Origin of the sequence: Salinivibrio sp. IB868, assembly GCF_001995655.1 — a bacterium.
GTDB classification, from domain to species: Bacteria; Pseudomonadota; Gammaproteobacteria; order Enterobacterales; family Vibrionaceae; genus Salinivibrio; species Salinivibrio siamensis.
In genome coordinates this window covers 67,425-79,971 of the sequence record NZ_MUEW01000012.1, presented here as the reverse complement: position 1 = coordinate 79,971, position 12,547 = coordinate 67,425, and the positions used below count along the sequence as shown (strand labels likewise).

The following is a 12,547-nucleotide window of genomic DNA, read 5'->3' as shown; positions in this document are numbered from 1 at the left end:
CATTGCTGTTATCACATTCTGAGCGTCAGGCCATCCCCTAACAAGCGATCCGTGGTAAGTTAATGGTGTTACCTCAACCCAATAAGAGGTTTCATGGGATTTTTGCGTTCATCCGTGGTCCGTATGGGGACGCCCATTGTTTTACTGCTGCTGCTTGCCGCGAGCTATCAACCCTTGATTGCTGCGCTAGCCCCCTATTACAACTTAATTTACGCAGCGCCGTATTTTCTGTTATTCACCGCACTACTTTTAAGCCACTTATTCAAAAGCGCCCGTGTCGGTATGATGGTCGTGATCTTATTGGTGGGATACACAGTGATCCTTACGCGGCTGCAGTCTCCACTCAATCACGGCACAACCTACATGGAGTACTTGCTGCTCACCGTCGCCCTTCCGATTAACTTGCTGTATATGATCATCGTGCGTGATCAAAAACTCACCTCTCGGTTTGGTCTGTTCTTTTTCCTCGCGATTGGTATGGAAATTGGTTGGTGCGGCCTTTTGGTGCAGCAATTCGGTGAACTCTCCACCTACCTCCATCAGCATCCGGTATTAGTCAGAGTGACCGCCGTTAGCCCCATGCCGCTGCTGCTGATCGTGTTGCTCTCGATTTTGGTCTGTGTCAGCACCATTCGACTGTTGCGCAAAAATAGCATTGAAGATCATGCCGCCTTCGTCAGTGTATTATGCGGTGTCACGACCTTGGTGTTTTTTAATGTGCCTTTCATTTCTTCGCTGATATTTTCATTGGCCGGCGTGTTATTAATTGCCAACCAAGTCTCGCTAAGCCACCAACTGGCATTCATTGATGGGCTTACCGAAATTGCGGGGCGTCGCGCACTTGAAGACGAGCTCAAACACCTAGGCAGACAATACACGCTCGCCATGCTGGATGTGGATCACTTTAAGCACTTCAATGATAAATACGGTCACGAAACCGGCGATGATGTTCTTAAGCTCGTTGCCAAACATATGGCACATTGTGAAGGAGGAGCCAGTGCCTTTCGCTACGGCGGTGAAGAATTTACCCTGCTATTCAAAGGAAAAACCACTGAGCATTGCTTGCCGTTTCTCGACGCCCTACGTGAGGACATCGCCAACTACCCTTTGATACTGCGTGATGAATCTCGTCCTCATGATGACAAGCAAGGCCGACAAAAGCGTGGACGTGCAAGCGAACAAAAGCCCGTTAATATTACTGTCAGTATTGGCTTTGCCGATGCCTCACAAGCCGACACGCCCGATGAGGTATTGCAGTTAGCGGATAAAGCCTTGTACAAAGCCAAAGAAGCAGGGCGCAACTGCATTAAGGGCAGCGTATGAAACATGTTTTAGTGATACCTTTTTTAGCCTTGATGTTAGCAGGCTGTGTCACGCAGCGTGACGCGGCAACAACATCTGATATGCCTAGTTCGGACAGGACGATTAGCGATCAAGCGCTAGACCAAGCACTTACTCAACTTTATCGTCAGTGGCAAGGCACCCCCTATCGGTGGGGAGGCACCACGCGGCAAGGTATTGATTGTTCCGCTTACACCCAACACGTGTATCAATCGGCGCTCGCTACCCCACTACCGCGCACCACCCACGGCCAAGCAAAAACCGGCTATGCCATTGATTATCAATCCGCACGCCAAGGGGATCTGGTGTTTTTTCATATTCGCCCCGGCCTTCGCCATGTGGGCATCTTTCTGGGTGGACAGCGTTTTATGCATGCTTCCGCCTCAAAGGGCGTGACAGTGTCACGACTAGATAACCCTTATTGGCAAGCGCGCTTCTGGCAATTCCGTCGTTATTTCTAAGGCGAGGCTTTTACCGAGTCAGCCAGTTCGCAACAGGGTTGATACCGCGGACACGTGACGACATGATCATTGACCATGCCGAGCGCTTGCATCAGCGAATAACAAATCGTCTCACCCACAAATTTAAAGCCGCGCTTTTTCAAAAAACGGCTCATGGCGCGGGACTCGTCCGTCGCGGTAGCGACATCGGCATCCGATTGGTGATGGTTTACAATGGGCACGCCGCCGGTAAACTGCCAAAGGGCTTTAGCCAATGAACCGTACTCCTCCACCAGCGTCACCGCCGCCTTGGCATTGGTAAATACAGAGGCTACCTTCAAACGATTACGGACAATTTCATGGTTGGCCATGATCTCAGCGATATTCGGTTCGGCCACGTTCGCGAGTTGGTAAAAGTCGAAATCGAAGAAAGCCGCGCGATAAGCCGCACGCTTTTGTAAGATGAGGCGCCAACTCAACCCAGCTTGAGCGCCCTCTAAACAAATGAATTCAAAAATCAGCTGATCATCAAATGTCGGCACACCCCACTCGCTATCGTGGTATGCCCGCTCAGCTTCACTGTGTTGTGCCCATTGGCAAATGTCCATCTTTTCCCTCACCCTTGTCATACAATCGTTGCGCAGCCGTTTTGTTGCTTGTGGCACGAAATCAGCGGCTTAACCTTGCAAAAGCTATCGTTTCGCTGAATATCACGCTATCTTTGATCGCGATAAGTTCATGAAACGTAATAAAACCGTTACTCCCTGTTGTTGATGACATCCATAAACAGAAAGGAAAACGCGTGACAAAAAAGCATCTCTTGATCACTGGCGCCGGGCAGCGTATCGGCTACGCACTTGCCTGTCACTTTCTTCACCAAGGTCATCAGGTGACCCTATCTTATCGCACCGAACGGCCTCAAGTGGCTGACTTACGTGCACGCGGCGCACACTGTCTCCAAGCCGACTTTTCCTCTGATGAGGGCGTGTACGCATTTATCGAGTCGCTCGATGCGATGCATCCGACCTTCGATACCGTAATACACAACGCATCGTCGTGGGACAGTGAAACGCAAAGCCAAGATATTGCCACGTTATTCGATAATATGATGCAAATTCACGCCAAAACGCCTTATCTCATTAACATGGCCGCGTCACGCTGGATGCAGCAGGGCGATATTATTCACCTTACCGACTATGTCGCGCAAAAGGGCAGCGCTAAGCATACCGCCTACGCAACCAGCAAAGCGGCGCTAGAAAACCTGACGCTCTCCTTCGCGCAAAAGCTTGCGCCACATATTAAGGTGAACAGCATTTCACCTGCGCTAATCATGTTCAACGAAGGCGATGATGACGCCTATCGTGATAAAGCTCGCCGTAAATCGATTTTAGGCACTGTACCGGGTGAACAAGAGGTAGTGAATGCCTGCGGATTTATTCTCGCCAGTCAACATATGACCGGCCAATCTATCAAGCTGGATGGCGGACGCCATCTCATTTAATTTCGTGACCAGGGAAAGATTATGAACGACGCTGTCATTAAAGTAACCAACCTGCGCCTGCGTACTTACATTGGTTTTAATCCCGACGAGCAAGAGAAAAAACAAGATGTAGTGATCAATGTTGAGATCCACTATCCCGGCCACAAAGCCTGTGAAGAAGACAACGTAGATGATGCACTCAACTATAAAGTGATCACGAAAGCGATTATCGATTACGTCGAAAATGGCCGTTTTTTATTGCTGGAGAAGCTTGTGGCAGGCGTGCTAGACATTGCACGTGATCATCACTGGGTGCGCTATGCGCAAGTCACCATTGATAAGCCTCACGCACTTCGCTTCGCTGATTCCGTCTCTCTGAGCTTGAGCTGGACCGCCGACGAGGCCTAATCCAGTCAAGAGTTCGTTAGAATTATTCGAACATCTTGTTCAAGGGGAAACGGTTCTGAATTACCATTCACCCTATATACTGTGTTGGCATAGTGAATAGGAGCTGCAACGATGACAACGAAAACGGGCTACGATCTGATAATGCGTACGCTACACTGGCTATCAACCATTGTGATCATTGGTCTTTTCGCTGTTGGGCTTTGGATGGTCGATCTCAGTTATTACAGCAGCTGGTATCAGACGGCGCCGCATTGGCACAAATCCATTGGGTTATTGCTCGCCCTTGCCACCTTGTTTAGGCTCGTGTGGAAAGCGACACACACCATGCCTGCTGTCGAAGGCAAAGCGTGGGAGCGTAAAGCGGCAACGGCTGGGCATCATACAATCTATCTGTTGCTTATCACTTTGTTTGTCTCCGGTTATCTGATCTCAACATCAGATGGGCGAGGGATAGATGTCTTCACTTGGTTTACCGTGCCAAGCGCCGGTGAGCTTTTCCCCAACCAGTCAGATATTGCTGGGGATGTACACTACTACGTTGCCATTACCTTGATTGTATTGGCCGCTGGCCATGCAGTCATGGCACTTAAACACCACTTTATTGATAAAGACAATACGTTACGGAAGATGATCGGAGGAAACTCGAAATGAAAAAACTCATGTTAGCCATGGGAATGAGCGCCGCGACACTCTTATCTGGGCCTGCACTCGCAGACACTTATATGATTGACACCAAGGGCGCACACGCCTCGGTCAACTTCAAAGTGCCACACCTAGGTTACAGCTTTATCAAAGGTCGCTTTAATCAGTTCGACGGCCAGTTTGAATTCGACCCAGACAACATTGGCGCATCCAGTGTCTCTGTCACTATTGATACAACCAGTGTCGATTCTAACCACGCCGAGCGTGATAAGCACATTCGTAGCGGTGACTTCTTGGATGTGGGCGAGTATGGCCAAGCATCCTTTGAAAGCACCAAGGTCACCGACAACGGCGACGGCTCAATGACCATTGCAGGCGATCTCACCTTGCATGGTCAAACCAAGCCGATTGAAATCGACGCAGAACTGGTTGGCCACGGTGAAGATCCATGGGGCAACTACCGCGCAGGCTTTATGGGTAACACCCGTCTTGAGCTCGAAGACTTCGGTATTCCTACCATGGGCCCTGCCACCTATGTTGATATGGAGCTTCACGTCGAAGGTATCCGTCAATAAGCGGCGAGTCTCTCACCATCCGAATCCAAACGCCCCGGCATCTGCTGGGGTGTTTTTTATCGACCACTAAAACATTCACTATACTCATGAAAAGCGACGCCTTGGTCTGGCGATGATATCCATTGTTCGATAAGGATACCTATCTATGAGGCCCACCTCTTTTAAGCGTTTTTTCCTTGTTTTTGCTCTCTGTATCTTCACTCTCTCTGCGTATGGCAAGATGAAAATCATTACCGCAGTGAACGACGCCTGGCCACCTTACGTCACCCGCGATAATGCAAGACCCGGCTTTTCTGTTGAAGTTGTCACCGCGGCACTCCATACGCAAGGCTACGATATCGAATTTCTACTCTTCCCTTGGGCGCGCGGCTTACACGAAGTCAGAAACGCACGCATCGACTTAATTACCACCACCTGGTACACCGACGCACGCAGTGAATATCTCGTTTACAGTGATCCCTATTTCGCAACCAATATCGATATTATGATGCGAAAAGATACAATTTTTGATTATAACGGCCCTAAAAGCCTCAAGGGAAAACGTATCGCCAGCGTACGTGACTACGGCTATGATCAATGGTTTTTAGACGCAGAATATTTTCAGCGAGTGGAAACCACCTCACTGATGTCTAGCTTACAAATGCTCGCCGCCGGTCGCGTTGATATGGCGGTGGGCAATCGCTTTGTCATGCAACAAGAGCTCGAACCTTTAAACCTAGATACTGATGATTTTCACTTTTCTCCCACCCCGATGATCAAACAGCACATCCATGTCACCGCCGGCAAAGCCAACCCTAAAGCGCAAGAATACATTCAAGCCTTTAACCGCGGGTTGGAAATAATCAAACAAAATGGCACCTTTGACGATTTGAAGCAAAAATACGGGCTGCTCTTACCAGACGATACCACTGCAAACTGAAACCCAATCGTCATAGTTGTTGTCTAGGATGGACGGCATGAAAAACAATCAGCAATTGGCTATGACTGCACCTATCAACATCGCATTTTTTGATCTCGACGAAACCCTGATCGCCACCGATACCAAACAAGCGTGGCTGGATTATTTATACCAACAAGGGCACGCGTCGAGTGATCGAGTCGCTCAAGAGCAGCAAGCCTATATCGACTTTAAAAAGGGTCGAATTAACCTTGAACAATATATGCACGTTCAGCTTACCCCACTCAAAGGCCGCTCAACCCAAACGGTCGATGATTGGGCCACGGACTTTATCGATAGGCTCGTCGCCCCAGTGGTGGTTCCGCAAGCGTTAGAACGCATTGAATGGCATCGCAACCGTGGCGACCACTGCGTGCTGGTTTCTAATACCGCCGCACACTTAGCAAGACCGATTGGCGCATTACTCAAACTCGACACTGTGATCGCAATTGAGCTCGAAACCATTAATGGTGTTTATACGGGCAGTATTTCTCATTGTGTACGTGATTTTCGTGGTAAGCATGACTATATGCAGGCATGGCTCTCTGACCGCCACGACACCGTAGGTCACACCTACGGCTACAGTGATTCGCACTGGGATGTGCCGCTTCTCGAACAAGTTGATAATGCGTTTGCAGTGAACCCCGATCCACACCTAAGTCTGCACGCACAAAAGAAAGATTGGACCATCATGGAGTGGGCGAGACACGATACCATTCGCGATTAATCTGTCATGCACCTTACGTGCAAATACACAAATGCAATCTCTCACGGGCGCTATCGGCGTCCTTTTTAACAATACTTACTTGAGAATGATTATCATAACCGTTATCTTTAACTTATGATCGGCTGGCGGCACCGCGCCGTAGTCACACGCATCGTTAAAGAGATAAAGGCTTATGAAGAAGAACATCATCATTATCGTCGCGCTCTTGCTCTCTCCACTGGCGCACGCGGACAAGTTAAAAGTGGTGACCAGCTTTACCATTCTCGCTGATATGGCCGCTAACGTAGCGGGTGATCATGCCGAGGTAGTGTCACTTACTAAACCCGGTGCTGAGATCCACAACTACCAACCCACCCCGGGGGATATTCTGCGTGCGCAAGGTGCGGATGTGGTGATGTGGAACGGATTAGGCCTAGAGCGTTGGTTCGAACGTTTTTTCCAGCACATCGATAAAGTGCCGAATGTGATCTTATCTGAGGGCGTGGAGCCGATTGTGATTGCCTCGGGCCCGTATCGCGGCAAACCCAATCCGCACGCGTGGATGTCGCCCTCTGATGCAATGCGATACGTTGATAATATCGAGCAAGCCCTGATTAAGTACGATCCTGCCAATCAAACGCACTACCAAGCCAATGCCAAAGCCTACAAGGCACAAATTCAAGCCGTGTTCGCGCGTGCACAAGACGCACTATCCGCTGTCCCCGAATCCCAGCGTTGGCTAGTAAGCAGCGAAGGCGCTTTCTCTTATCTGGCGCGTGATTTAAACCTCAACGAAGCCTATTTATGGCCGATAAACGCTGAGCGTCAGGGCACACCGCAACAAGTTCGCGCGCTGATTGATACCGTACGAGAACACCAAGTGCGAGCTGTCTTCTCTGAAAGTACCGTGTCTGATGCGCCCGCTAAACAAGTCGCCGCGGAAACCGACGCGCACTATGGCGGCATTTTATATGTCGATTCGCTCAGTCAAGCTGACGGACCCGTCCCTGACTATCTATCCTTACTGACAGTGACCACAGAAACCGTCTTAGCGGGGTTGCGCCATGACGCACTATGATTTAACCGACGACACGCCCAGTGTGTTAGATGTCAACGAGGTACGTGTCGTCTATCGAAACGGCTTGTGTGCCCTTGAGCACGCCAGCTTCTCGCTGCCAGCGCAAACCATCACTGCCTTGGTGGGTGCCAATGGCAGCGGCAAATCCACCTTGTTTAAAGCCATCATGGGGTTTGTGAATCCTGGCAGTGGCAGCATTGCGGTCAACGGTACTCCCATTAAGCAAGCGCAAAAAGCAGGCTTGGTCGCTTATGTCCCTCAATCCGAAGAGATCGACTGGTCGTTCCCGGTGTTAGTGGAAGATGTAGTAATGATGGGCCGCTACGGCAAGATGTCATTTATGCGTCGCCCCAAAGCGGCGGATCATCAAGCGGTGGATGAGGCCTTGGCCCGGGTAGATATGAGTGCATTTCGCCAGCGCCAAATTGGCGAACTGTCCGGCGGACAGAAAAAACGCGTTTTTCTCGCCCGCGCCTTGGCTCAGCACAGCCCGCTTATTCTACTGGATGAGCCCTTTACTGGCGTAGATGTCACCAGTGAAGAGTCGATTATGCGTTTGCTGCTCGAGCTCAAAGACGAAGGCAAAACCATTTTAATCGCCACCCATAACCTTGGCACCGTACCCGACTTTTGCGATCGCACCGTGTTGGTCAATCGCGCGGTGGTGGCAGGCGGGCGCACCGAACATGTGTTTACTACCGAGAATCTCAGTGCCATTTTTGGCGGCAAACTGCGCCAGTATGTCATGCCTAGCGATCAGCTCCACCAAGACGCCGATCCGCGCGAGCTATCGGTGATTTCCGACGACGAGCGGCCCTTGGTGGTGTATGGCAAGCGCGAACAAAGCGCGCAGGAGCGCCGCGAATGAGCTTACTCGATCCCCTCGCCTATCAATACATGCAAAAAGCATTGCTGGTCACCACTTTGATTGGCGGCGTGTGCGGCTTGCTCTCCGCCTTTTTGATGCTCAAAGGCTGGTCGCTGATGGGCGATGCCCTCTCCCATGCGATTGTACCGGGCGTTGCCGGCGCTTATATGCTAGGCCTGCCCTTTTCGCTCGGTGCCTTTGTTGCCGGCGGCATGGCCGCGAGTGTGATGCTGTTTTTGCACCAACGCAGCCACATCAAACAAGATGCGATCATCGGTTTGATTTTTTCGAGCTTTTTCGCCTTCGGCCTCTTTTTAGTCTCCATTTCGCCCGTCGCGGTCGATATTCAACAAATTATGCTGGGTAATTTGCTCGCCATTGCCCCACTCGATGCGGTGCAAATGCTGATCATTGCCTTGGTGAGCCTCACCGTACTGGCGGTGAAATGGCGTGATTTTATGCTGACCTTTTTCGATGAAAGCCACGCCCGCTGCATTGGTTTACCTGTAGTGGGACTCAAAGTGCTGTTTTTTGCGCTGCTCAGCGCCTGCACCATGGCGGCACTTAAAAGTGTCGGTGCCTTTTTGGTGATTTGCTTGGTGATCGCCCCCGGCGCCACCGCCTATTTATTGAGTGATCGCTTTGGGCCCGTGTTGGTGCTAAGCGGTGTCATCGGCACACTCACCTCACTGTTTGGGGTGTACATCAGCTATTTCGCCAACCTTAACGCCGGCGCACTGATTGTGCTGGCCCAAGTGGGACTCTTCCTAGCCGCCTTTGTGTTTGGCCCTAAACACGGTTTACTCGCGCGGCGCGCCAAACGTCAGGAGGCACTGCAATGAATCCGTATCAACTGACTTTTATGCAAGATGCACTGCTGATGGCCGTCTTAGTGGCACTGCCCTGCGCGCTGCTTTCTTGCTATTTAGTATTAAAAGGCTGGTCGTTAATTGGCGATGCGGTAGCTCACGCGGTGCTGCCGGGATTGGTGTTGGCAAACTTATTTGGCCTGCCGCTGATTGTCGGCGCCTTTGCCGCCGGCTCCGCATGCGCCACCAGTGTGCATTGGCTCAAACAAAATAGCCGTGTGAAAGAAGACACCTTGCTGGGGATTGTGTTTTCTGGCTTTTTCGCGCTGGGGCTGATTTTGCAAGGCCAGTTCCCGTCTGATTTGCACCTTGACCATATTCTGTTTGGTAACCTATTGGGGATTAACCACCAACAACTGCTCACCGCCGCCATCACCGGCTTGGTCGTGCTCGCGCTCGTGCTGCTTAAAGGGCGAGATTTAATGCTGCTATCGTTCGACCCTGCACAAGCCAGCGTGCTCGGGCTCCCAGTACAAAAGCTTCACTGGCTCCTGCTCTCGGTGATGATTGCCACCATTGTGGCGGGGTTACATGCTGTGGGGATTATCTTAGTGGTGGCGATGTTGATTGCACCGGGCGTCACCGCCTTTATGCTCAGCAAACAATTTAGCCGCATGTTATGGATTGCCTGTGCGATCGCCTTAGTCACCGCCGTGGGCGGCGTCACTCTGTCGTTTTACCTCGACAGCGCACCCGGCCCAACCATTGTATTGCTCCTCACCGGCTGCTTCGTGGTGACCTTTGCGTGGCAGCAATATCAAATCCACCGCAACCAACAACGCCCACAGCCGACGCAACAAACAACAAAAGCAACGCGCTCTGCCACCACCCATTCGGCGCAATCACACTAACCGGCATCGCGACGGGCACAGCAGCGTTTCAACCTCAGCAGTGCGCGAGACAGAGCCTCGTTCTAATCGCGCACCACCCCACCAAAACGATTCGCCTTGTATTCTAACCAACTTCTTGTACCCATCTCACAAAACATGGCTTACCTAACACTTTGGACAATAGCGTACGAAAACCAAAACAGCCCTTGATACACTAATCTCAAATCTGCCAGCTCAATGGCGTGTTAGGTGCCGACAACTAGCTGGCGGTAGCATGGCAAAATACAGGCTGGTTAACCTGTTTATCGGCTAGATAAACGCCAAGCATGCGTGTTTATCCGTGATAGATACGCAATTTCGCGGAAAGAGATATGCATGAAGAGAGATAAATTCTATCTATTTCAGTTGGTTATATGAATAAGAGTGCGTATAACGGTTTTGGGAAATCGCGCATGCGCAATAATACAATGTTAAAACTCAAGAGAGAAAATAATGAAAAAAGTTGAAGTAACGATACACTCGGACGGTAGTCCTGTGCCCATCAACCAGTTTTCTGAATATTTTCAACTCTTGAGAGTCTGTTACATTTTGGCACTCGAAGAAATAAGGTTTGAAATGGAGGATGGCGATATTGCTGTTGATACTAGCGTGGAACATCTATCCGGGGCAATTATCCATCACGCAAACAGTCTTTCAGCAGCCGACTTTAATCGATTAACTAAACAGAAACTATCTACCCAAGAAGAGCTGTACATCCAAGATATTATGCGCCGCAACCCTTTTGAAATCGTTTTCTTGGGTATAGGGGTCGCCTTAACGGCCGCCCTCATAGTCTCTGGTGGTAAATTCGAGTTCGGATTGACCAAGCTGAAAATAGAGATTCCACCTTTGGGTGAAGGTATCGCGAAACTCAAACAGGCATTCAAGCAAAAATAGTTAACGTAGCGGTTTTAACAATGCCAGGCACAGTGACGGCTTTTCCATTGCGGCTTCGCCTTCAATACAAATCCGCGCGTGCTGGCGGCGTTATGGATGAGGTTTAAATGCAATCAATCATGGAAATTGACTTAGCCGAGAGGTGGATCAACCAATATCGATTACTGCTCAATGGGTTGGAGTTTGAGCGCGATGATAAAAAGTTGGTATCGATCTCGTTGCTGCATGTTTCACTTGAGCACAATTCTGGAGTTGTTACTTTGGTGAAGGCAGGAGTTCATGGTTCTGCATTTGCACTTTTACGTCCCCAGAGAGATGCGTTTTTACGCGGAATATGGATGTTCAGGTGTGCATCGGCTCACCAACTGATGAACTTTATGGACGGAAAAAATATGCCTGGTATAAAGACGTTACTTGAACAGGTTGAGAAAACAGATGGGTACCGTCACGGTAAGCTTTCGTCAATGATGGCGGCAATCAAGGATATTCTGAATGATCATACTCACGGAGGCCTCTACCAGTCAGCTAGCCGAGACAAAGGCGACCGTATCTCAAGTGGATATGAACCTAAGCAACTGGATTGGCTGATCCGACAGTCGATGATGCTTTCGTTTCTAGCGTGCTTGGAGGTTTGTCATATCTTCAACGATGCCAGGGTTTCACGGGATCTGACGCACGAATTCGATAAAATAATAAGGCAAACGGGTTAGTTTGAGAGATACCATAACAATGCCAAGCACTGCTAAACTGCCGCTTTGCCTCCATTTCGTAGCCGCGCATGTTAGCGGCGTTATAGCTAAAGAGAGTTATGGATTATTTATCACTATTCAGAATGCCAACCCCGATGAAAATCACGGGGAGATCGTCAAGTATCACAAACTCATTTATAAACTCAATTATCCCAATAATTGTTCCAACGAATGAGCAAGTGAAACAGGCATTGGAAATACTTGGCATGGATCACGATAATTTCCAATGTGCCTACTGTGGTGCCACTGCTTCGGAGTGGGATCACTTGCGACCTTTAGTACTTAACAAAAAGCCAACAGGTTATATTTCCGAAATCCACAACTTGGTTCCCGCTTGCGGAAAGTGCAATCAATCAAAGGGCAATAAGCCGTGGCATACTTGGATTACAAGCTCTGCAAAGCTGTCGCCAAAATCTAGAGGTGTGCAAGACCTTAATCACCGCATTGAAAAGCTGCAAAACTATGAGGCATGGCTAGAGCCAACAAAAGTTGATTTTGAATCCGTGGTTGGCAAAGAACAGTGGGAGCAACACTGGGCAAATTGGGAGTCGGTACAAAACACTATGCGCCAAGCTCAATCGTTGGCAACTGAAATAAAACAGACAATAGAAAAAGCATATGTAAAGCTATAAAAAACAATTAACTACGCGCCGGTTATCTCGACGTTAGTTTTCAAAGGAAAACATTG

Annotated in this window: 16 protein-coding genes; 15 read left to right on the top strand and 1 reads right to left on the bottom strand. The window is 49.7% G+C overall.

The features are described from left to right. Positions 1 to 93: 93 nt before the first annotated feature. Together BZG20_RS13260 and BZG20_RS13255 are read left to right on the top strand one after the other, a co-directional pair. On the top strand, positions 94 to 1,323 hold the full coding sequence (locus tag BZG20_RS13260) for a GGDEF domain-containing protein (protein ID WP_077579312.1): 1,230 nt from the start codon (positions 94 to 96) through the stop codon (positions 1,321 to 1,323). Next, positions 1,320 to 1,802, top strand: coding sequence for an NlpC/P60 family protein (locus BZG20_RS13255; RefSeq protein ID WP_077579311.1), 483 nt, complete (start codon positions 1,320 to 1,322; stop codon positions 1,800 to 1,802). Before BZG20_RS13260 ends, BZG20_RS13255 begins: the two co-directional genes overlap by 4 nt. On the opposite strand, the gene BZG20_RS13250 is transcribed toward BZG20_RS13255, so the two are convergent. Then, the gene (locus BZG20_RS13250; RefSeq protein WP_077579310.1) at positions 1,799 to 2,389 is read right to left on the bottom strand and encodes a DNA-3-methyladenine glycosylase I; all 591 of its coding nucleotides are present in this window, start codon (positions 2,387 to 2,389) and stop codon (positions 1,799 to 1,801) included. The two genes, BZG20_RS13255 and BZG20_RS13250, sit on opposite strands and share 4 nt — an antisense overlap. 194 nt (positions 2,390 to 2,583) lie before the next feature. Here BZG20_RS13250 and folM point away from each other — a divergent pair, with 194 nt between their 5' ends. From folM to BZG20_RS13185, 13 genes are all read left to right on the top strand, one after another. Beyond that, positions 2,584 to 3,282, top strand: coding sequence for a dihydromonapterin reductase (folM, locus tag BZG20_RS13245; RefSeq protein ID WP_077579309.1), 699 nt, complete (start codon positions 2,584 to 2,586; stop codon positions 3,280 to 3,282). Between the two features lie 18 nt (positions 3,283 to 3,300). Beyond that, positions 3,301 to 3,669, top strand: coding sequence for a dihydroneopterin triphosphate 2'-epimerase (folX, locus tag BZG20_RS13240; protein WP_198531495.1), 369 nt, complete (start codon positions 3,301 to 3,303; stop codon positions 3,667 to 3,669). A gap of 111 nt (positions 3,670 to 3,780) precedes the next feature. Then, positions 3,781 to 4,320 (top strand): cytochrome b, encoded by a 540-nt coding sequence (locus tag BZG20_RS13235; protein WP_046075931.1) that lies wholly within the window; start codon positions 3,781 to 3,783, stop codon positions 4,318 to 4,320. After that, the gene (locus BZG20_RS13230; protein ID WP_046075932.1) at positions 4,317 to 4,886 is read left to right on the top strand and encodes a YceI family protein; all 570 of its coding nucleotides are present in this window, start codon (positions 4,317 to 4,319) and stop codon (positions 4,884 to 4,886) included. The genes BZG20_RS13235 and BZG20_RS13230 overlap by 4 nt, the downstream gene beginning before the upstream one ends. Before the next feature lie 220 nt (positions 4,887 to 5,106). Further along, a complete protein-coding gene (locus BZG20_RS13225) occupies positions 5,107 to 5,805 on the top strand; it encodes a transporter substrate-binding domain-containing protein (RefSeq protein ID WP_206744458.1) in 699 nt (232 codons plus the stop codon). 37 nt (positions 5,806 to 5,842) lie between these two features. Beyond that, complete coding sequence (locus BZG20_RS13220; protein ID WP_158010044.1) at positions 5,843 to 6,550, top strand: HAD family hydrolase; 708 nt, start codon at positions 5,843 to 5,845, stop codon at positions 6,548 to 6,550. A 172-nt stretch (positions 6,551 to 6,722) separates the two neighbouring features. Further along, the gene (locus BZG20_RS13215) at positions 6,723 to 7,607 is read left to right on the top strand and encodes a metal ABC transporter substrate-binding protein (protein WP_077579305.1); all 885 of its coding nucleotides are present in this window, start codon (positions 6,723 to 6,725) and stop codon (positions 7,605 to 7,607) included. Beyond that, positions 7,594 to 8,475, top strand: a complete 882-nt coding sequence (locus BZG20_RS13210) for an ATP-binding cassette domain-containing protein (protein ID WP_077579304.1) — start codon at positions 7,594 to 7,596, stop codon at positions 8,473 to 8,475. Before BZG20_RS13215 ends, BZG20_RS13210 begins: the two co-directional genes overlap by 14 nt. Then, positions 8,472 to 9,317, top strand: a complete 846-nt coding sequence (locus BZG20_RS13205) for a metal ABC transporter permease (protein ID WP_074214347.1) — start codon at positions 8,472 to 8,474, stop codon at positions 9,315 to 9,317. The genes BZG20_RS13210 and BZG20_RS13205 overlap by 4 nt, the downstream gene beginning before the upstream one ends. After that, a complete protein-coding gene (locus BZG20_RS13200) occupies positions 9,314 to 10,195 on the top strand; it encodes a metal ABC transporter permease (RefSeq protein WP_077579303.1) in 882 nt (293 codons plus the stop codon). Before BZG20_RS13205 ends, BZG20_RS13200 begins: the two co-directional genes overlap by 4 nt. A gap of 471 nt (positions 10,196 to 10,666) precedes the next feature. Then, positions 10,667 to 11,110, top strand: coding sequence for a hypothetical protein (locus tag BZG20_RS13195; RefSeq protein WP_077579302.1), 444 nt, complete (start codon positions 10,667 to 10,669; stop codon positions 11,108 to 11,110). 107 nt (positions 11,111 to 11,217) lie between these two features. Beyond that, positions 11,218 to 11,820: a hypothetical protein gene (locus BZG20_RS13190; RefSeq protein WP_077579301.1), complete on the top strand. Its 603-nt coding sequence runs from the start codon at positions 11,218 to 11,220 to the stop codon at positions 11,818 to 11,820. 98 nt (positions 11,821 to 11,918) lie between these two features. Continuing rightward, positions 11,919 to 12,491: an HNH endonuclease gene (locus BZG20_RS13185; protein ID WP_198531492.1), complete on the top strand. Its 573-nt coding sequence runs from the start codon at positions 11,919 to 11,921 to the stop codon at positions 12,489 to 12,491. Positions 12,492 to 12,547 lie beyond the last annotated feature (56 nt).